Raw genomic sequence first — 18838 nt, 5'->3', positions numbered from 1 at the left:
GGCGGCGGGGTCGGGACGTGAGGCGGGCGTCGGCGGCGGGGCCGCGCCGTGCGGGGCCCGACGCGGCGTACGGCCTCACGGCCCCGAGGACGGCGGCAGACAGCTCGGGCCCGGAGGCGTCCGTTCCGGCCAGGCGATCGCCACGAACCGCTGACGGGCGTCCTCCGGCGCCAGCTCCACCACCGGCACCGCCTTGTTGTACGGGTTCCCGTGATTGTCCAGGCAGATCCAGCCACTGGCCCCCGGCACCCGCAGCGACCCCTTCACCCGCGGCCACTGCTCGCCCACGTCCGCGGGCGCGGGCAGCAGCTTGCCGTCCGGGGTCGCCTGCCGGATGCCGCGCACCGCCAGCGTCAGCGCGTCGTACGCGATGATGACCTGCCCGTCCGTCAGGTCCTGGTGCCCGGTCGGCCCGATCGGGCCCACGGGCGCGCGCCCCACCGCGGCCAGCAGGTCCAGGAAGCTCCGGTAGTCCGCCGGGGAGCCGCCCGTGAGCGACTTCCCCTTTCCTCCCTGCTCCATGGCCGTCCAGGTGTCCGGATGCGCCAGGGACGCGTAGCGCACCGTCACCCCGCGGCGCAGCGCGCCCCGGTCGAGCTTCTCGTCGCTGCCGAGGTACGAGCCCTCGTCGCCGGTCAGGATCGTGAACGGGCGCCGCTGGCAGCCCCGGGACCCGAGCGCGTTGACGAACTGCCGCAGCTGGGTGTGGCGTCCGGCGAAGAACACCGTGTCCGCGTCCGTGTCGCAGATCAGGTGCGTGATCTGCTGGAACGTGTTGGCCGTGGTGCCCTCGTCGTTCGGGTCGCTGCGCGAGGTGAACAGCTGCGGTTCGTAACGGGTGCCCTTCACCAGCGAGGTGAACGCCGCCCGCAGCGTGTCCGTGTAGTGGTCCCCGGTCCGGGTGTCCTGCACCAGCAGCGCCTTGTCGGCCTTCACCTGCCCGAAGTGCGCCAGCGCCCGCGCCTCGTCGCGGTTGGTCGGCGAGACCCGCGCCAGGCCCGGGAACGGGTCGCCGCCCGGACCGTTGGCAATGTCGTCCGCGGTGATCGTGGTGCCGACGACCGCGATGTGCGCGGCGGTCAGCTCCTCGACCGCGTTCCTGACCTGGGCACTGCTGGTCGCCACCCCCGACACCGCGCGCAGGTGGTCCGGCGCCCCGGTCATCGCCTTCAGCCGCTCCACCGCCGGCCGCCACAGCAGGTTGTTGCTCCCGGTGTTGGCGAGCACCAGCCGGATCCCGGGCACCTGGCCGTTCGACAGATGGTTGGCCCGGTACTGGGCGGCGAACGCGCCCTGCAGCTCGCGCTGCATCTTCCTCTGCATCGCCTCGTCCTTCGACGTGAGCGGCAGCAGCAGGGCGACCGTCGCGTACCGGCCGGGCTTCAGCGTGGCGTTCTCCCGGGCGATGGCCCTGGCGACCTCGGTGAGCTTCGGCCGCCCGAAGTCGTAGCCGTCACCGGAGACCCCCACGCACTCGTCGCTGCCCGGCGGACGCTCGACGCCCGGCACGCAGGCGCGGTTCTCGGGGGCGGTGAGCCGGCCGATGCCGTACCAGCCCGACGTGACGACCAGGGCGCCCGCCACCACCGAGGTGACGACCTTCTGCCGTGCCGTGTACCAGAGGCGGTATCGCAGTGGATTACGCATCCGAGCCACCCTCCCCGCGTCGCGTGCCGCTCGTGCCCGTGCCCGTCGTGCCGCCCGCTCCGCCCGTCGCCCCCGGCGGCATGGACAACGGCCGCCAGGCCCTGATGTCCCGAGGCCAGTGCGTCGCCGCGTCCCACAGCACGCTGTTGCCCGACGGATGGACGCCGGACAGCTGCCGCAGTTCGTGCGCCATCTTCTCGACCACCTCGTCGTCCGGCAGGACCAGCGGATCGGACAGCAGCCACACCGCGTGCAGCAGCCTGCGCAGCCGCAACTGGATCTCCACGGCCCGCTCGCCCAGCCCCCCGAGCCCCGTCTCGCCGTCCGGCAGCGCGTCGGTCGCCTCGCGGCCGAGGGCCACCGCCCGCCGCGGGTCGGGCCCCGGACGGCCGGGCGCCCGCGGATACGGCGCCGAGGCGATGAACCGCAGCGAGTCGAGCCAGTCCGTCACCTCCGCGTCGGCGAACCGCTCCCGCAGATGCGTCACGCAGTCCCTGGACCTGCCCAGCACCAGCTCCTGGTGCAGCCGGTGCCGGACGCTCGGCATCCGGCCCCCGGGCGCGTAGGCCGTACGCAGCGTCTCGTGCACCGCGCGCCAGACCGCGTAGTACGGATGGTCGTCGTCCTGGAAGCGCAGCCGGTGCAGCAGCAGCGCCCGCAGCAGCGGATCGGCGACGAAGAACTCGGGACCGACCGGCCAGCCCTGCGCCCGCAGCGCGTCACGCACCCGCAACGCCACGTCGCCCTCCAGCGACCGGTCGCGCAGCCGGGCCGTGGCCAGCAGCCGCGCCGACTCCTCGCCGTGCGCGGCGGCCAGCACGCACAGCATGCCGAGCTGCTGTCCGGGCACCAGCCGCGCCAGCAGTTCGTCCGCCACCCGCACCGGGGGCCGGTCCTCGCGCAGTTCCACGGAGTGGTCCAGCAGCGCCCCCGGCACCAGGTCCGCCCCCGCGGCCCGGTCCGGCCGCCCCGGGCCGGTCCCCGCCGCCCGCGCCAGCGCCTCGCCCGTCGCCTGCGCCAGCAGCGCCACGCCCAGCGGGCGCCCGCCCGTCAGCCGGTGCACCCCGCGCGCCAGCCCGGCCGGGGCGCGGCCCGCCGGATCCTGCCGGTCGAACACCGTCTGCACGTCCGCCGGGGCCAGCGCCGTCAGCTCCACGGCCAGGATCCCCGAGGTCACCTCCGAACCGCGCGCCCAGTGCGAACCGTGCGCCACCTCGGGCAGCCGCCTGTGCGTCGCGTGGGTCAGCCCCTCGTGGTCGTGGGTCCGGGAGGTGGCGAACACGGCGATCCGGTCCCGCACCCCGGCGGCCCGTCGCCGCAGCAGCGGCTCGACCAGCCGGCGGCCCAGTTCCGTGTGCGCGTTGTCCAGCAGCAGCACCGGACGCCCCCGCCTGGCCCCGCGTGCCAGGCCCTCGTACGCCCGGACCAGATCCGTGACCAGCGCCAGCACCAGATGGTCCTCGGCCCGGCGGCGCAGATCACCGCCGCGTTCGAAGTCGACCGCCAGCTGCCGCAGCCCGATCCGGCCGTTGCCGCCCGCGTGCGGATAGCTCCCGTACCAGTCCGCGGTGCGCCGCTGGAACCGGCCGAACGACTCCTCCAGCACCGTCTCGACCGTGGCCTCCGCGACCAGTCCGGCCAGCGGGGCCACCGCGTCGAAGGCGCCGGCGGCCAGCTTCGTCAGCACCTTGGTCACCCAGCCCGTCGCCGCGTCGCCCCGGGTGTCGACGGTCGCCAGCACCGGGCCCAGCGCCTGGAGGTCCCGCTGCGCCCGCGTCTCGTCCTCCCGCGTCCAGGAGATCGAGGCGACCGCCACCAGACCCAGGCTCAGCCGGGGAAAAGGCACCGGCCGCGCGGCCCGCACCCGCGCCGTCAACTGGGCGGCGAGCTCCGGCAGCGCACCGGTGACCGGGGTCCAGCCCGGCCCCGGGTCCGCGGGCGGCACGACCGCCTCGCAGTCGACCAGGGCGACCGGGGTGACCTCCCGGTACAGCCTGCGCAACTGCTTCAGCACGGCCGTCTTGCCCATGCCGCGCCCGCCGGTGAGCACGGCGACCGGCGGATCGTCGCGGTGCTCGTAGGCGACCCGGGCGGAGCCGTACGGGGCGAGACCGGTCAGGCGCGCGGCGAGTCCGTCGGCGCCGAGGATCGCCTCACGTCCGTACAGATCTCTGTCCACAGCACCCCCAGCGCCGCCGCCCACTCCGATCTGTCACACCGTCAACAACAGGGTATCGGGAGGCTGTTGGGGTGAGGAGAGGATTTTCGAAGGATCGGCGAATCCGGTGTACGAAGTGATCGGCGCGTGAAGCAGCCGGGCACGCGAAGCAGCCGGGCATGGGCCCTGGGGCCCTGGCGGACGGAACGGCGACGGCCACCGCGTGCCGGGTGGCACACGGTGGCCGTCATGGTCAGTCGGACCGCGGGCGGCGGTCCCTGCGCGGTCAGGACGCGGGCGGCGTCGAACCCTCGGGCCCGGTCTCGTTCTCGCGGCGCTTCAGCTCCTCCTCGCGGCGGCGCAGATCCGCCTCCCAGTCCTTGAGGAGCGACTCGTCCTTCTTGTTCTCCTCGCGCAGCGTCTTCAGGAACTCCGGATTGTCGTCCGGGGCGACCCACTGCGTGCGGTGGTTGCGGTGCCATTCGGACGGCGTGCGGCCCCCGGCGGGCGCGTGACGCATCTTGCCCGCGGCCAGCCACACGATCGGGCCCACGATCCAGAACAGCAGGATGATGAAGACCCAGGCGATCTTCGGCAGATGCTTGGCCTCGTCCTCGGGAGTGTTCAGGCAGTCGATGAACGCGTAGATCGTCAGAGCCAGAGGCAGGAGATACATCAAGGCCCGGAACATGATGGAAGGTCCCCCTGAGGAGAGTTGGCGGGGCTTGTCCGCCCCGGTGTGGGCCCAGGGTAACCGGTGCCGCCGACAGCTCGGCGTGGAGCCGGGCGGGGTGGGGTGGCCGCGGACGCGCAGCCCGGCCGAGGGATGCATATCGCGGTATGCATCCCGTATGTCTTCTACGACGCGTATCACTGTCACGCTGCCCAGCGACCAGGTGGCGGAGCTCCGCAAGCTCACGGACAACGTGTCCGGCTATGTGGCAGAGGCGGTGGCTCGTCAGATCAGACACCAGCTCCTGGGCGACTACCTGTCGCGTCACGAGGAGGAGCAGGGCAGCTTCACCGAGAAGGAACTCGCGGAGGCCCGGGCGAAGATCTTCGGTGCCGCTGGCGGTGCCAGGCACCCGGACGCCGGGTGAACGAGCACGTCGAGACTGTCGTCCTGGACTCGCAGGGGCTCTCGGCCTGGATCGCGCAGGATCGCAAGCTTCTCGCGATGCTGAAGGTGTTCCACGGTATCGGGGCCGATCTTGTCATCGGGGCGAACACCGTCGTGGAGGTCGGTCATGCCCGCGTGAACATCCCTCGCCTCAACTGGGTGCTGTCGCGGGTCAAGGTGGAACCGGTGACGGAACAAGCCGCCAAGGCCGCGGCCGAACTCCTCAAGGCGGCCGGTCCGCACTGTCACAAGTACGCCATCGGCGCCACTGTGGCCGAAGTCGCGCTGCGCCTGCCGAAGCCTGTCGCGTTGCTGACATCGGACGTCGACGACATGCTCGAACTCTGCGGTGACCGCGTTCGTGTCATCGGCCTTTGACGTGTAGGCATCCCGCTCGCGGGGACACCCGGGCCGTCCCGACACGGTGCCCGCCGGGCCGTCACGCGCCCGGCGCCGGACCGCCGGCGCCGCCCGCCGGGACCGGGCCACCCCCGGTGGTCGGCGGCAGTGATGACAAACTGGACGGCATGGCTTATGACGATCTTCGTTCCCTGCTCCGGGCGTTGGAGCGCGAGGGCGACCTCAAGCGCATCAAGGCCGAGGTCGACCCCTACCTGGAGGTCGGCGAGATCGTCGACCGGGTGAACAAGGCGGGCGGTCCGGCCCTGCTCTTCGAGAACGTCAAGGGGTCCTCGATGCCCCTGGCCATGAACGTCTTCGGGACCGACCGGCGACTGCTCAAGGCGCTCGGGCTGAAGTCGTACGCGGACATCGGGGACAAGATCGGCGGGCTGCTCAAGCCGGAGCTGCCGCACGGCTTCGTCGGGGTGCGCGAGGCGTTCGGGAAGCTCGGCTCGGTGGTGCACGTGCCGCCGAAGAAGGTGAAGACGGAGAACGCCCCCGTCCAGGACGTGGTGCTGACCGGCGACGACGTGGACCTGGACCGGCTGCCCGCGCTCTTCACCTGGCCCGGGGACGGCGGCTCCTTCTTCAACCTGGGGCTCACCCACACCAAGGACCCGGAGAGCGGCGTACGGAACCTGGGCCTCTACCGGCTCCAGCGGCACGACCGGCGCACCATCGGGATGCACTGGCAGATCCACAAGGACAGCCGCAACCACTACCAGGTCGCCGCCCGGCGCGGGGAGCGGCTGCCGGTCGCGATCGCGTTCGGGGCGCCGCCCGCGGTGACGTACGCCTCCACCGCCCCGCTGCCGGGGGACATCGACGAGTACCTGTTCGCCGGGTTCCTCCAGGGCAAGCGGATCGAGATGGTCGACTGCAAGACCGTGCCGCTCCAGGTCCCGGCGCAGGCGGAGGTCGTCCTGGAGGGCTGGCTGGAGCCCGGGAAGATGCTGCCCGAGGGTCCGTTCGGCGACCACACCGGCTTCTACACCCCGCAGGAGCCGTTCCCCGCGCTGACCATCGACTGCGTGACCATGCGACGGCGTCCGCTGCTCCAGTCGATCGTGGTGGGCCGCCCGCCGACCGAGGACGGGCCGCTGGGACGGGCCACCGAGCGGTTCTTCCTGCCGCTCCTCAAGATCATCGTGCCGGACATCGTGGACTACCACCTGCCCGAGGCCGGCGGGTTCCACAACTGCGCGATCGTCTCGATCGACAAGAAGTACCCGAAGCACGCCCAGAAGGTGATGAGTGCCATCTGGGGGGCGCACATGATGTCGCTGACCAAGCTGATCGTGGTCGTGGATTCCGACTGCGACGTCCACGATCTGCACGAGGTGGCGTGGCGGGCGCTCGGCAACACGGACTACGCGCGCGACCTGACCGTCACCGAGGGGCCGGTCGACCACCTCGACCACGCCTCCTACCAGCAGTTCTGGGGTGGCAAGGCGGGCATCGACGCGACCCGCAAGTGGCCCGAGGAGGGGTACACGCGGGACGGGGGCTGGCCGGAGATGGTCGAGTCGGACCCCGGGACGGCGGCGAAGGTCGACCGCCGGTGGAAGGAATACGGACTGTGAGCGCCGCCGACGCAGCACTGGGCTCGGAGCCCGTACGGCCGAACAACGGCAAGGTCAAGGCGTTCCTGCGGCTCGTGATGATCGAGCACTCGGTCTTCGCGCTGCCCTTCGCGTACATCGCCGCGCTGACCGCGATGTTCCGGGCCGACAAGTCGGTCCACTGGGTGGAGCTGCTGCTCGTCACCGTCGCGATGGTGGGGCTGCGGACGTTCGCCATGGCCTGCAACCGGATCATCGACCGGGAGATCGACGCCCGCAATCCGCGCACCGCGAACCGGGAACTGGTCACCGGCGCGGTGTCCGTGCGCTCGGCGTGGACGGGGGCGCTCGTCGCCGTCGTGGTCTTCCTGGGCGCAGCCGCCCTGCTGAACCCGCTCTGCCTGGCGCTGGCGCCGGTCGCGGTCGTGCCGATGGTGGTGTACCCGTACGGCAAGCGGTTCACCACCTACCCGCACGCCATCCTCGGCATCGCGCAGGCCATGGGCCCGGTCGGTGCCTGGCTCGCGGTGACGGGCAGCTGGTCGTGGGAGGCGCTGATCCTCGGTCTCGCGGTCGGGATCTGGATCGGCGGTTTCGACCTGATCTTCGCGTGCCAGGACGTGCAGGCGGACCGGGCGCACGGGGTGCGGTCGGTGCCGGCCCGGTTCGGGATCCCGGCGGCGCTGTGGGGGGCGCGGGTCTCCCACGTGGTGACGACGGTGCTGCTGGTCTGGTTCGGCCTGGCCACCGAGGCGGGGGTGCTGTACTGGATCGGCATGGCGGTCGTCGCCGTCGCCTTCGTGTACGAGCACCGGGTGGTGCGTCCGCACGACCTGTCCCGGCTGAACCGGGCGTTCTTCTCCGTCAACGGCTTCATCGGGATAGCGCTGTTCGTGTGCGCCCTGCTGGACCTGGTGGTGCGCGGCCTGACGGTGTAGGCGGGGCGCCGAGCGGGTCGGGCCACGGCTGGGAGCGGAGCGCCGGGCCGCCCTTCTTGGCCGGTGCGCCGAGGACCGACACGTCCGTGCTTCCCGCCGCCGAGGCCCGATCGGGCCTCGGCGCGCGTCACGGCCCTCCTCGCGCCACTGACCCGGACGCGCGGGCACGCCCCCGGTCAGGGCCCTCGGTCGGGGGTCCGGTCAGGGCAGGAACGGGGTGGCCGTCGCGTCGTCCCCGCGGCCGGTACGGGCGGTGCGGCCGGCGCGGCGGCGGAACACGAACGCCGCCGCGACGCCCGCCGCCAGCCCGAACAGGTGCCCCTGCCAGCTGACCGAGGTGTTGGCGGGGGATATCCCCAGCAGGATCGACGAGCCCCATATCGCGCCGACCAGCAGGCCGATCCCGATGTCGAGCGGTCTGCGGTCGACGAAGCCGCGGACCAGCAGATAGCCGAAGAGGCCGAAGACGAGTCCGGAGGCGCCCGCCGTGTTGGAGTGGGCGGGGGAGAGCAGCCAGACGCCGAGGCCGTCCACCACGATGATCAGCGCGGCGACGGCCGCGAAGCGGCGGATGCCGCCCAGCGCGGCCAGGAAGCCGAAGACCAGCAGCGGCACGCTGTTGGACGCGACGTGGCCGAAGCCGAAGTGGATGAAGGCCGCGGGCACGATGTCCAGCAGTTCGGCGGGGTGGCGTGGCTCGATCCCGTACGTGTCCAGCGCGTGGCCCGTCGACACGTCGACGACTTCGAGCACCCAGAGGAACGCCACCCACCCCAGCATCAGCTTGGCCGCGGCCTTCGCCCGGTCGGCCCGGCCCCACGCCGGCGCCTGCGCCCGGCCCGGGCCGGCGCTGCGATTCGGCCATGCGGTCATCGTGGTCCCCCGCGTCCGGTGTCGTCGCCGATTCGGTCCGTCCTTCAACCGTCTTCCGTCAGTCAGAACGCCCGACGCCCCTCGCTCGGTTCCTGCGCCGTGCGGCCGGATAGGCTCGGGGGCGTGGAATCCGGGATTTCAGTGAGTCAGCAGCGGCGACAGCCTTGGATCGTGGGGGTTTCCGGCGCTTCGGGCACTCCTTTCGCCGCCGCCGTGCTGCGCGGTCTGCTGGCCGCGGGCGAGAGCGTGGATCTGGTGGTGAGCCGGGCGTCGCGGCTGACGCTGCTGGACGAGACCGGGATCGCGTTCCGCGACGCGCACTGGCGCGAGGATCTGCGGACCTGGCTGGCGCGCGGGGCGGACGGGAAGCCGCACACCTTCGACGTGGGCGGGGCGGAGATCGAGCGGGTACGGCACTGGGCGGCCGGTGATCTCGGCGCGGGGCCGTCCTCGGGGTCGTACCCGGCGAAGGGGATGCTCATCGTGCCGGCCTCGACGGCGTGCGTGGCCGGGGTGGCGCTCGGGCTGTCGAAGGATCTGCTCCAGCGGGCCGCGAGCGTGACGCTCAAGGAGCGGCGCAAGCTGGTCGTCGCCGTGCGGGAGACCCCGTTGAACGGGCAGACGCTGAAGCACCTGGTGAGCCTGGACGAGGCGGGCGCCGTGGTGCTGCCCGCCTCTCCGGGCTTCTACGCGGGGGCGACGCACATCCAGCATCTGGTGGACTTCGTCGCGGGGCGGGTACTGGACGCGGCGGGGGTGCCGCACGACCTGTACCGCCGGTGGGAGGGAGAACTCGGTGGTGGCTCCCGCGGCGTGTAGGACCTGGCCCGCGGAGTCCGGCGAGTGCGAGTACGGGGCCGTCGGGCCCGTGGTCAGCGCTTCTTCGGGGCGCGCGCGATACGGGCGCGGTCGATGCGACGCGCGGCGGCGGGCTGGTGGGCACGCGAGCGGTTGGCCAGGTCCTGCAGCTCGCGCATACGGGCGTAGGCCATCTCGATCGAGTACACGGTGTTCTCACTCCTGAAGATTCGAAAGCATTTTTTGGATGTACGGGAACTTTTGCAGGCGATGAAGCCTGCATGCCTTAGATTCTACACGTAAACTCGCGATACTGCTGAACAATGGAAGGTTTCAGTCACATGGACGCGGTGGACAGGCAGCTCATCCAGGCACTCAGGGAGAACGGCAGGGCCTCGTACGCCGAGCTGGGACGGCTGGTGGGGCTCTCCGGGCCCAGCGTCACGGACCGGATCAACCGGCTGGAATCCGCCGGTGTCATCACCGGGTACCGCGCCACCGTCGACGCCGCGGCCCTGGGGCTCGGCGTCACGGCCCTGATCGGCATCTCGCTCTCCGACGCGGCCGATCACGAGGACGTGGCGCGCCGGCTGAAGGACCTCGCGGAGATCGAGGACGCGTGGTTCATCGCGGGCGACGACTCGTACATGCTCAAGGTGCGGGTCGGTGACGTGGACGGGCTGGAGCGGACCATCCGCCGCCTCAGCGGCACGAAGGGCGTCTCGCGCACCCGTACCACGATCGTGCTCTCCACCAAGTGGGAGAACCGGGTCGGGGAGCTCCCCGAGGAGATGTAGTGCCGGGAGCGGCAGCCCTTGCCCGGAAGGAGCGCCGTCCGGTCCGGTGGGTGCGGTCGCAAGGCGGCCGGAAGATCTCGTAGCGGCGCTGCGTGGGCTTTCGGCCAGTGCCACGAGCGCGTGCGCCGGGCGGAGCGACGGGGTGGGCGTAGCCGGGAGCGGCGCTAGGCGTAACGTGGTGGAACCCCCGGGCGCCCGGGGGTTTCGCCCGGTACCGCCGGGAAGGCCCCGGTGCCGCCGGGGAGGGGTTCCCGGTGTCGCCGGGAACGGCACAGCACGTCGACAACTGGGAGGCAGCCGCATGGACGTCGGGCTCAAGCGCGAACTGGAGGAGAAGGTCCGCGCGGGGGAGCGGCTGACCCGTGAGGACGGCATCGTCCTCTACGAGTCGGACGACCTGGCCTGGCTCGGCGGCCTCGCCCACGAGGTGCGCACCCGCAAGAACGGTGACGTGGTCCACTTCAACGTCAACCGGCACCTGAACATGACCAATGTGTGCACGGCCTCGTGCGCCTACTGCTCGTTCCAGCGCAAGCCGGGCGAGAAGGACGCGTACACCATGCGCATCGAGGAGGCGGTCCGGCTCGCGAAGGCGATGGAGGGCGAGAACCTCACCGAGCTGCACATCGTCAACGGGCTGCACCCCACCCTGCCGTGGCGCTACTACCCGCGCTCGCTCGGCGCGCTGAAGGAGGCCCTGCCGCAGGTCTCCCTCAAGGCGTTCACCGCCACCGAGATCCACCACTTCGAGACCATCTCCGGGCTCTCCGCCTCCGAGATCCTCGACGAGCTGATCGAGGCCGGTCTGGAGTCGCTGACCGGCGGCGGCGCGGAGATCTTCGACTGGGAGGTCCGGCAGCACATCGTGGACCACGACACCCACTGGGAGGACTGGTCGCGTATCCACCGCCTGGCGCACGAGAAGGGGCTCAAGACCCCGGCGACCATGCTGTACGGGCACATCGAGGAGCCCCGGCATCGCGTCGACCACGTGCTGCGGCTGCGTGAGCTCCAGGACGAGACCGGCGGCTTCCAGGTCTTCATCCCGCTGCGCTACCAGCACGACTTCGTGGACATGAAGGACGGCAAGATCCGCAACAGGCTCCAGGCGCGCACGACGATGGCGACCGGTGCCGAGGCGCTGAAGACCTTCGCGGTCTCGCGGCTCCTGTTCGACAACGTCCCGCACGTCAAGGTCTTCTGGGTGATGCACGGCGTGCAGACCGCCCAGCTCGCGCTCCAGCACGGCGCGGACGACATGGACGGCTCGGTCGTCGAGTACAAGATCACCCACGACGCGGACAATTACGGCACCCCGAACAAGCTCAGCCGCGAGGACCTGCTCGACCTGATCCGCGACGCGGGCTTCCGGCCCGTCGAGCGCAACACCCGGTACGAGATCATCCGCGAGTACCCGGGCCCGGACACCGAGCGGCGCGAGTCGCCGCAGCCGATGCGCGTCTGACAGCCCTGGTGCCCCTTCCGGCGTACCAGTCCCGATGAGCGGTGCGAGAGCCCTGGCCGACCGGCCGGGGCTCTCTCGCGTACCGGGCCGCGCCGCCCCGCGCGGCTTCGGAACGGGCCCCGCGCCCTTTTGGCGCGGCCCTCCGAAGTGCTCGATTCCGGGGCATGCTTCACTGGTCGGGCAGGATTGCAGGACCGTCGTACGTCGAGAAAGGGGCCAACTGTGTCCGCTGCCAGGCCGAGCGCGACCATTCGGTACACCGCGATGCGCCTCAGCATCTTCGTCGGCTGCTTCGTGGTCGCAGCCGTGGCCGTCCATTTCGGCCTGGTTCCCTCCGGGGTGCGCGACTCCAACCCCTTCTGGGTGATCCTCCTCGCCCTGATCCTGTCCGCGCCGCTCAGCTTCGTGCTGCTGCGCAAGCAGCGTGACGAGATGTCCGCCCAGATCGCGCCCAGGATCGAGCGGGCCAAGCGGCGCCTCGAGGAGAACCGCACCCGCGAGGACAGCGTCGCCCCGTGAGGGCCGCGGTGAGGACCGCGGGACCGTGACGAGTGCCGCGTGGGACCACGTCGGCCCGCGAGGGCCGTGGCGAGGCGCCCGGAACGGCGTGAGTCCGTCCGCGCGGGCCGCGTAAGGTTCCTCACACCTTTGACGGAACCCCGGTGCCGGAGCAGTTGCTCCGGCACCGGGGTTCCGTCGTTCCCGCCTGCGTGCGCGGGGTGTTCGCGTGCGCGGGGCGGTTGTTCGTGTGCGCGGGCGGCCCCGGTCCCGCACCCGCACCCAAAGAAGACCTTTGAGGTCCTCAAAGTTCAAGTGTTAACGTGATTGGCATGAAGACAGCGGTGCGCCCTCACGAAGCCGCGAGCGTCCCGCTCGTGGCGCGCCTGCATGTCGATCTCTGCCGCTGCATGTCCGCGGTCTGTCGGCCGCGCATGAACGCGGTCTGTCGCCGCAGCCTCTGAGACAGCGTTCGAACCGGCACCATGCGGCGGCGCCGCCCCGACGCGGGCGCCGCACCCCCCGTCCCCGTACAACGTCCTCCCGCACGGCGTCCTCGTGCGCCCCGATGCGTCACATCTGGAGTGTGTCCGTGTCCGCGACCCCCGCGTCCACCGCCGCCACCGACAGCCCGTCCGGTTCCGGTTCCGGTTCCGGTTCCGGTTCCGGTTCCGGTTCCGGTTCCCGCATACCCAAGGTCCCGTTCTGGGCCCAGATAGTCGCCGGTCTCGTCCTCGGTGTCGTCCTCGGGTGGATCGCCCGCAGCTACGACATCGACTGGCTCCACACCACGCTCGACAAGGTCGGCCACCTCTTCGTCCAGCTGCTGAAGCTGGCCGTCGCACCGCTCGTCTTCTTCGCGATCCTGGTGTCGATCACCAACCTGCGCAAGGTCAACAACGCCGCCCGGCTGGCCACCCGCACCCTGCTCTGGTTCATGATCACCTCGCTGATCGCGGTCGCCATCGGTCTCGCGATCGGCCTGGTGACCAACCCGGGTGCCGGGACCGGCCTCACGCCGAAGGACGGCAAGCTGCCGCAGCACGCCGGATCCTGGCTCGACTTCCTCACCGGCATCATCCCGAACGACGTGATCACCCCGTTCACCGAACTGAACGTGCTCCAGATCGTGTTCATGGCCGCCGTCGCCGGCATCGCCGCGCTCAAGCTCGGTGAGAAGGCCCAGCCGATCCTCACGCTCAGCGAGTCCGTCCTGGAACTCCTCCAGAAGGCGCTGTGGTGGGTCATCCGGCTCGCCCCGATCGGCACCGTCGGCCTCATCGGCTACGCGATCGCCGACTACGGCTGGGACCTGATCGGCAAGTACGCGACGTTCACCGCCGATGTCTACATCGGCTGCGCCCTGGTGATGTTCGGGGTGTACCCGCTGCTGCTCGCCACGGTCGCCAAGCTCAGCCCGATCCAGTTCTTCAAGGGTGCCTGGCCGGCGATCCAGCTGGCCTTCGTCTCCCGCTCCTCGGTCGGCACGATGCCGGTCACCCAGAAGGTCACCGAGCGCCTCGGCGTCCCGAAGGAGTACGCGTCCTTCTCGGTCCCGTTCGGCGCGACCACCAAGATGGACGGCTGCGCCGCGATCTACCCCGCGCTCGCGGCGATCTTCATCGCGCAGATCTTCGACGTGCAGCTGAACGTCGGTGACTACGTCCTGATCGCGTTCGTCTCGGTGATCGGTTCGGCGGCCACCGCCGGTCTCACCGGCGCGACGGTCATGCTGACCCTGACTCTGTCGACGCTGGGCCTCCCGCTGGAGGGCGTCGGTCTGCTCATGGCGATCGACCCGATCCTGGACATGATGCGGACGGCCACGAACGTGGCCGGTCAGGCGCTGGTCCCGGTGATCGTCTCGGCGCGCGAGAAGATCCTCGACCACGAGGCGTACGCCACGGCCTCGTCCTCCCCGGTCGACGGCTCCGACGGCTCCGACGACTTCGACGACTCCGGTGACTCCGGCGGCTCGGAGGCGCGTGACGCCGAGCCGCGGCGGGTGCCGGTCACCGCTTAGCCGACGGCAGCCCGCCGCGCGTGGGCCCCTCCTCCGCTCCTTGGGTTCCAGGAGTCGGGGGAGGGGCCCACGGCGCGTTCCGGGGCGGGTGCGGCGGCCCGGGGCGGGTGCGGCGCTCAGGGCCGCTGGAAGACGACCTCCGGGTTGGCGGGTGTGGGGCCGTTCAGCAGCGGCTGGGGCCGGCCCTTCAGATGCAGGTCGAGGAAGGCCTCCGCCGCGGGTCCCAGGGCCCACTTTGGGCCCTGGGCTGGGCCCGTTGGGTCTACTGCGGAACCAGGACTTCCGGCACGCTTGCCCCGTTCCACAGATCGACGCCACCCCCCACATCCCGGATCCTGACTCGGAGGAAATCCGCGCATGCGCACGCGCTCGATACGTATCGCCCTGCTGGGCCTGGTGGCCCTGGTCGCGGGTCTGCTCACCGCGACCCCCGCGGCGGCGGCACCCAACTTCAAGGCACCGTTCCCCTGCGGCCAGACCTGGACCTACGGCCACCACTCGGCGGAGGTCAGGCAGGCCCTCGACTTCATACGCGCCGACGGCGGCACCACGGCCGGCTCCCCCGTCCTCGCCTCGTCCGGCGGGACCGCATACCGCTACTCCCAGCCCAGCGGGGCCGGCAACTACATCGCCATCGACCACGGCGGCGGCTGGAAGACCTACTACTTCCACCTCGCCTCGTACTCCGTCGCCGACGGCGCCTCCGTGTCCCAGGGGCAGCAGATCGGCACCACCGGTTCCACCGGCAACAGCAGCGGCGCCCACATCCACTACGAGCAGCTCTACAACGGTGTCGGGCAGACCATCGCGATCAACGGGAAGTCCCTGGCGCCCTACCCCGGCTCGTACAACAGCAAGTACCTGACCAGCGACAACGGCTGCGGGGGCGGCGGCACCGGAAAGTACTGGGTGGACACCTTCGCCAACGCCACGGGCTACGCGGCCCCCAACACGGCCGACGCGCAGGGCGTCCTCAACGCGGGCACGAACTACGTGTACTGCAAGGTGTGGGGAGCCCAAGTCGGTTCGGGCTCCAGCTACAACCACTGGTGGCTGAAGACCGACCTGGACACGGTGTACGCGGGCAAGAACGGGCGCGGCGCGTACGTCTCGGCGTACTACCTGTCGCGCTGGGGCAATGACGAGGCCCGCGACAACAACGGCACAGTGATTCCGAACTGCTGACGACAGGTCCGCATCCGCCCGGCCGACGCGAGGCGTCCCGGGCGGATGCGGGCCCAGGGGCGCCCCGGGCAGCCGGGACGCCCCTGGGCCCAAAGGTCCCGAGGCCCGGTCGTCCCCGAACCCCCGGCGTAGGCTCGGAACATGGGCGAAGAGGTGGACCGCGGTTCCAACTGGGCGGCGACGCGCACGTGGGTCGAGAAGAGTCTCGCACCGGGTGAACGCATCGAAGGTGTCGAGCAGTTGCGCGGCGGCTGGACCTCGTGGATGCGCCGGCTGGACGTCTCCGGGCCGCAGGGTGCGCGGGCGCTCGTGCTGCGGTCCTTCGTCAAGCCCTTCTACGTACGGCACGCCCCGGGGCTGCTCAGCCGCGAGGCGGACATCCTGCGGCTGCTGGCGGACGGCACCGGTGTCCCGGCCGCGCGGTTGGTGGCCGTCGACGCCCGGGCCGAGCACTGCGACCATCCCTCACTGCTGATGACCCTGCTGCCCGGACGGGTACGGGTCGACGACGCCGGGGCGCCGGACCGCATCGGGCTGCTGGCCCGGCAGTTGGCCGACATCCACGCGGTACGGGTGACGGACGCGACCCGGCCGCGTACGTACGAGGCGTGGACCGCTCCGGACCGGGTGCGGGTGCCCGCCGCGACCGCGCGGCCCCGGCTCTGGCGGCGGGCGGTCGACGTCATCCGCCGTGAGCCGCCGTCGTACGAGCCCCGGTTCCTGCACCGCGACTTCCACCCGGGCAACGTGCTCTTCGCCGAATCCGGGACGGGCGTCCGGGTCAGCGGGGTCGTCGACTGGGTCGAGACCTCGTGGGGCCCCGCCGACCTGGACGTCGCCCACTGCTCGACGGCCCTCTCCCTGCTGCACGGCGTACCGACCGGTATGGGCTTCGTCGATCAATACACGTCTGCGGGCGGGCGGTTGGCGGACGGCGACGCGGACCACCTCTACTGGCGCCTGCTGGACGCGCTTGCCTACGCGCCGGACGCGGAGAAGACCGCGATTCCGTGGCGGGAGCTCGGACGGACCGACCTCACCCCTGACGTAGTCGCGGCCCGCCTGGAAGACTACGTCGAGAGCCTGTTCGACCGTTTCGGCTGATCCGTGCGGCCCGCGTGCCGACGTACTGGCCGTCGCGCCGGGTCGGGCACCCCCCGGTCGAGGCTCCGGGCAACACGTGTGAGTGGCACGGAACGTACGTGACGCACCCCTCAACTCGGTTATTCCGCAAGGCAGTCGATTGACCCTGCGATGGCCTCCCGGCTGACCGCCGTGAGGCGGGAAGTCCCTCGTCACCGGGCTCGTCGACAGGAGCCCGACGCATACCCGCGGGTGTCGTACGCAAGGTAAAAGACGGCGTGCACGTCGGTAAAGGGCCGGTCATGTCGGTATAGCTATACCCGTCTTCGCAAGAGGACGGACCGAGTCCCGTGCGGACCGGGTGCCGCCGTCGCCTGCCCGACGCAGGGGAGCGGCGTCCCCGTATCTGCCGTACCGGCCGGTCGCCGAACCATCCACATCCGTGAGCCCCGATCCGGCCTCCCGTGCCCCGGCGGCTCCCGGCCCGCCACGTCACGCCGCCGAAGTCCCGTCACTCCGGTCCGGCGACGCCCGGAATCCGGGCCCACCGGACGGGGCCGTCGCACCTCGGACCGGCTTCGCGGCCACGCGGCGGCTCCCCGACCCATGAACCAACCAGGCGTCAAAAAGGAGAAGTTGTGCGATACGGAAGTGTGCTGAGGCAAGAAGTCCGGTCCCCGGGGACGACTCCGCTCATCGGCATCTACGACATGTACTCGGCGTCCGTCGTGGCCCGGCACTACGACGGTTTCTTCGTGTCCGGATTCGGCTTCGCCGCCTCCCACTACGGGCTTCCCGACATCGGGTTCATCGCCTGGCCGGACATGGTGGCCTTCGTGGAGCGGCTGCGGCTGGCCTTCCCCTCCCACCACCTGCTGGTGGACATCGACGACGGTTACGTGGATCCGGAGGTCGCCTGCCACGTGGTGCAGCGGCTGGAGCGGATCGGCGCCTCCGGCGTCATCCTGGAGGACCAGAAGCGCCCCCGCCGGTGCGGTCACGCGGACGGGAAGCAGGTGCTGCCGCTGGAGGAGTACCTGGAGAAGCTCGACCTCGTGCTGGAGAGCCGCCAGGACCTGGTGGTCGTCGCCCGCACGGACGCCACGGAGGAGGACGAGATCCTGCGCAGGGCCGAGGCGCTGGCCGGGACGGACGCCGACGTCGTCCTGGTCGACGGGGTCCGCAGCATCGAGTGGATCAAGCGAATCCGCCAGGTGATCGGTGACAAGCCGCTGTTGTTCAACCAGATCGCGGGCGGCAAGTCGCCCCGTCTCTCGCTCACCGAACTGACCGAGCTGGACTGCCAGGTGGCCATCTACAGCACTCCCTGCCTGTTCGCCGCGCATTCCGCGATCGACACCGCGCTGGCGGACCTCAAGCGGGCCGACGGGCGGCTTCCCGAGTTCGATCCGGTCGAGGGAATCGGGGTGCGGCGGTCGACGGAACTGCTGGAGCGGAACATCAGCAGGCACCACCCCGCCCCGGCCTCCGCCCCCGTCCACGAGCCCGCGGTCGCCTGACGAGGGCGTTCGACACAGATGACACGGGAGGCGGTGATCCGGACCCGGACGGCCGCACGGCCCGGACCACCGCCTCCCGGACCGTACGCCGGGGCCCCGTGTCGCGTCCCGCGCCCCTCGTGGCCCCGGCGCACCCGAACCCCGAGGACCCACGGGCCCAGGGGACCCACGGGCCCCAGAGGACCCCGGGGAATCAGAGGACTCAGAGGAAAGAGGAACCGGATCATGGCAGCCGACTCATCCAAGGCGCGTGCGGTCCTGGTGGCCGCTCTCGGCCTGCTCTGCCAGGGCCAGTTGGCCGCCGGACATGCCTGGGCCGACGCCCCGGACGGCGGAATGGAGACACACCACGGCCCCTCCTTGATCACCATCGACAACTCCAACGCCGATTCCTGGCTCGAAGTCGACCGCACGGCCAATGTGCTGGCCCCCCTGAGCAAGGGCACGGCGGGCAGCGACCACGACGGCGGCGGGGGCGCGATCGACCAGAACGTGTCCGCCTCCCAGGACGTCGGCGTCCAGGCCGCACCGGACGAACGGGCGGGCGAGGAGGAAGAGGAAGACGCCCCGCGGCAGGGCGCGGCACCCAGGAACACGGCACCGGAGAGTGCGGCGACCGGAGGGGACGACGACGAGGGCGACGCGGACACCGAACGCGATGACCGCGCCGACGGGACCGTACAGCCGTAGCCCGACACCGCCGCCCTGTCCGCGTTCCGTCCGCTCCCTGATCGGGCACGGTTCAGAAACGCAGGGCAGCCGTCAGCCG

Annotated in this window: 18 protein-coding genes; 13 read left to right on the top strand and 5 right to left on the bottom strand. The window is 71.2% G+C overall.

Annotated elements, in window-relative coordinates; all coding sequences use genetic code 11:
• Positions 1-75 precede the first annotated feature (75 nt).
• From ACFYXM_RS24955 to ACFYXM_RS24945, 3 genes are all read right to left on the bottom strand, one after another.
• Positions 76-1647 (bottom strand): ABC transporter substrate-binding protein, encoded by a 1572-nt coding sequence (locus ACFYXM_RS24955; RefSeq protein WP_389292468.1) that lies wholly within the window; start codon positions 1645-1647, stop codon positions 76-78.
• Positions 1640-3826, bottom strand: a complete 2187-nt coding sequence (locus ACFYXM_RS24950) for a hypothetical protein (RefSeq protein ID WP_389292467.1) — start codon at positions 3824-3826, stop codon at positions 1640-1642. The genes ACFYXM_RS24955 and ACFYXM_RS24950 overlap by 8 nt, the downstream gene beginning before the upstream one ends.
• Positions 3827-4091: 265 nt before the next feature.
• Positions 4092-4496: a PLD nuclease N-terminal domain-containing protein gene (locus tag ACFYXM_RS24945; RefSeq protein ID WP_389292465.1), complete on the bottom strand. Its 405-nt coding sequence runs from the start codon at positions 4494-4496 to the stop codon at positions 4092-4094.
• Positions 4497-4656: 160 nt separating this feature from the next.
• On the opposite strand from ACFYXM_RS24945, the gene ACFYXM_RS24940 reads away from it, so the two are divergent.
• From ACFYXM_RS24940 to mqnP, 4 genes are all read left to right on the top strand, one after another.
• Complete coding sequence (locus ACFYXM_RS24940) at positions 4657-4905, top strand: hypothetical protein (RefSeq protein ID WP_389292463.1); 249 nt, start codon at positions 4657-4659, stop codon at positions 4903-4905.
• The gene (locus ACFYXM_RS24935; RefSeq protein ID WP_389292461.1) at positions 4902-5303 is read left to right on the top strand and encodes a DNA-binding protein; all 402 of its coding nucleotides are present in this window, start codon (positions 4902-4904) and stop codon (positions 5301-5303) included. The genes ACFYXM_RS24940 and ACFYXM_RS24935 overlap by 4 nt, the downstream gene beginning before the upstream one ends.
• Positions 5304-5452: 149 nt before the next feature.
• Positions 5453-6910 carry a menaquinone biosynthesis decarboxylase gene (locus ACFYXM_RS24930; protein WP_389292459.1) on the top strand — a complete coding sequence of 486 codons (1458 nt, stop codon included), beginning with the start codon at positions 5453-5455 and terminating at the stop codon, positions 6908-6910.
• Positions 6907-7827 (top strand): menaquinone biosynthesis prenyltransferase MqnP, encoded by a 921-nt coding sequence (gene mqnP / locus ACFYXM_RS24925; protein ID WP_389292457.1) that lies wholly within the window; start codon positions 6907-6909, stop codon positions 7825-7827. The genes ACFYXM_RS24930 and mqnP overlap by 4 nt, the downstream gene beginning before the upstream one ends.
• Before the next feature lie 201 nt (positions 7828-8028).
• Here the strand turns inward: mqnP and ACFYXM_RS24920 are convergent, their stop codons facing one another.
• Positions 8029-8700 carry a rhomboid family intramembrane serine protease gene (locus ACFYXM_RS24920; RefSeq protein ID WP_389292455.1) on the bottom strand — a complete coding sequence of 224 codons (672 nt, stop codon included), beginning with the start codon at positions 8698-8700 and terminating at the stop codon, positions 8029-8031.
• Positions 8701-8841: 141 nt separating this feature from the next.
• On the opposite strand from ACFYXM_RS24920, the gene ACFYXM_RS24915 reads away from it, so the two are divergent.
• Positions 8842-9519 (top strand): UbiX family flavin prenyltransferase, encoded by a 678-nt coding sequence (locus ACFYXM_RS24915; RefSeq protein WP_389292544.1) that lies wholly within the window; start codon positions 8842-8844, stop codon positions 9517-9519.
• 53 nt (positions 9520-9572) lie between these two features.
• On the opposite strand, the gene ACFYXM_RS24910 is transcribed toward ACFYXM_RS24915, so the two are convergent.
• Positions 9573-9707 (bottom strand): hypothetical protein, encoded by a 135-nt coding sequence (locus ACFYXM_RS24910; protein WP_351519641.1) that lies wholly within the window; start codon positions 9705-9707, stop codon positions 9573-9575.
• Positions 9708-9839: 132 nt separating this feature from the next.
• On the opposite strand from ACFYXM_RS24910, the gene ACFYXM_RS24905 reads away from it, so the two are divergent.
• The 8 genes from ACFYXM_RS24905 (at position 9840) to ACFYXM_RS24870 (ending at position 18759) form a co-directional block, all read left to right on the top strand.
• A complete protein-coding gene (locus tag ACFYXM_RS24905) occupies positions 9840-10295 on the top strand; it encodes an Lrp/AsnC family transcriptional regulator (protein ID WP_389292542.1) in 456 nt (151 codons plus the stop codon).
• Between the two features lie 301 nt (positions 10296-10596).
• Entirely contained in the window at positions 10597-11760 is a 1164-nt protein-coding gene (gene mqnE / locus ACFYXM_RS24900; protein ID WP_389292453.1) for an aminofutalosine synthase MqnE, read from the top strand.
• Between the two features lie 222 nt (positions 11761-11982).
• The gene (locus ACFYXM_RS24895; protein ID WP_389292451.1) at positions 11983-12279 is read left to right on the top strand and encodes a DUF4229 domain-containing protein; all 297 of its coding nucleotides are present in this window, start codon (positions 11983-11985) and stop codon (positions 12277-12279) included.
• A gap of 571 nt (positions 12280-12850) precedes the next feature.
• Positions 12851-14281 carry a dicarboxylate/amino acid:cation symporter gene (locus ACFYXM_RS24890; RefSeq protein ID WP_389292450.1) on the top strand — a complete coding sequence of 477 codons (1431 nt, stop codon included), beginning with the start codon at positions 12851-12853 and terminating at the stop codon, positions 14279-14281.
• 357 nt (positions 14282-14638) lie between these two features.
• Positions 14639-15466 carry a M23 family metallopeptidase gene (locus ACFYXM_RS24885; protein WP_389292448.1) on the top strand — a complete coding sequence of 276 codons (828 nt, stop codon included), beginning with the start codon at positions 14639-14641 and terminating at the stop codon, positions 15464-15466.
• Positions 15467-15607: 141 nt separating this feature from the next.
• On the top strand, positions 15608-16570 hold the full coding sequence (locus ACFYXM_RS24880) for a phosphotransferase family protein (protein ID WP_389292447.1): 963 nt from the start codon (positions 15608-15610) through the stop codon (positions 16568-16570).
• Between the two features lie 617 nt (positions 16571-17187).
• Complete coding sequence (locus ACFYXM_RS24875; protein ID WP_389292445.1) at positions 17188-18069, top strand: oxaloacetate decarboxylase; 882 nt, start codon at positions 17188-17190, stop codon at positions 18067-18069.
• Positions 18070-18294: 225 nt separating this feature from the next.
• On the top strand, positions 18295-18759 hold the full coding sequence (locus ACFYXM_RS24870) for a hypothetical protein (protein WP_389292443.1): 465 nt from the start codon (positions 18295-18297) through the stop codon (positions 18757-18759).
• Positions 18760-18838: the final 79 nt, after the last annotated feature.

The organism is Streptomyces sp. NPDC002476, from assembly GCF_042889785.1.
Lineage (GTDB): Bacteria > Actinomycetota > Actinomycetes > Streptomycetales > Streptomycetaceae > Streptomyces.
Note: the sequence above shows the minus strand (reverse complement) of the source record. Positions and strands in the feature narration are given on the sequence as shown.

Coding starts and splice junctions, on each gene's coding strand:
- ACFYXM_RS24880 (WP_389292447.1), top strand. CDS start 15,608: ATGGGCGAAGAGGTGGACCGCGGTTCCAACTGGGCGGCGACGCGCACG.
- ACFYXM_RS24870 (WP_389292443.1), top strand. CDS start 18,295: ATGGCAGCCGACTCATCCAAGGCGCGTGCGGTCCTGGTGGCCGCTCTC.
- ACFYXM_RS24955 (WP_389292468.1), bottom strand. CDS start 1,647: ATGCGTAATCCACTGCGATACCGCCTCTGGTACACGGCACGGCAGAAG.
- mqnE (WP_389292453.1), top strand. CDS start 10,597: ATGGACGTCGGGCTCAAGCGCGAACTGGAGGAGAAGGTCCGCGCGGGG.
- ACFYXM_RS24905 (WP_389292542.1), top strand. CDS start 9,840: ATGGACGCGGTGGACAGGCAGCTCATCCAGGCACTCAGGGAGAACGGC.
- ACFYXM_RS24930 (WP_389292459.1), top strand. CDS start 5,453: ATGGCTTATGACGATCTTCGTTCCCTGCTCCGGGCGTTGGAGCGCGAG.
- ACFYXM_RS24885 (WP_389292448.1), top strand. CDS start 14,639: ATGCGCACGCGCTCGATACGTATCGCCCTGCTGGGCCTGGTGGCCCTG.
- ACFYXM_RS24920 (WP_389292455.1), bottom strand. CDS start 8,700: ATGACCGCATGGCCGAATCGCAGCGCCGGCCCGGGCCGGGCGCAGGCG.
- ACFYXM_RS24940 (WP_389292463.1), top strand. CDS start 4,657: ATGTCTTCTACGACGCGTATCACTGTCACGCTGCCCAGCGACCAGGTG.
- ACFYXM_RS24945 (WP_389292465.1), bottom strand. CDS start 4,496: ATGTTCCGGGCCTTGATGTATCTCCTGCCTCTGGCTCTGACGATCTAC.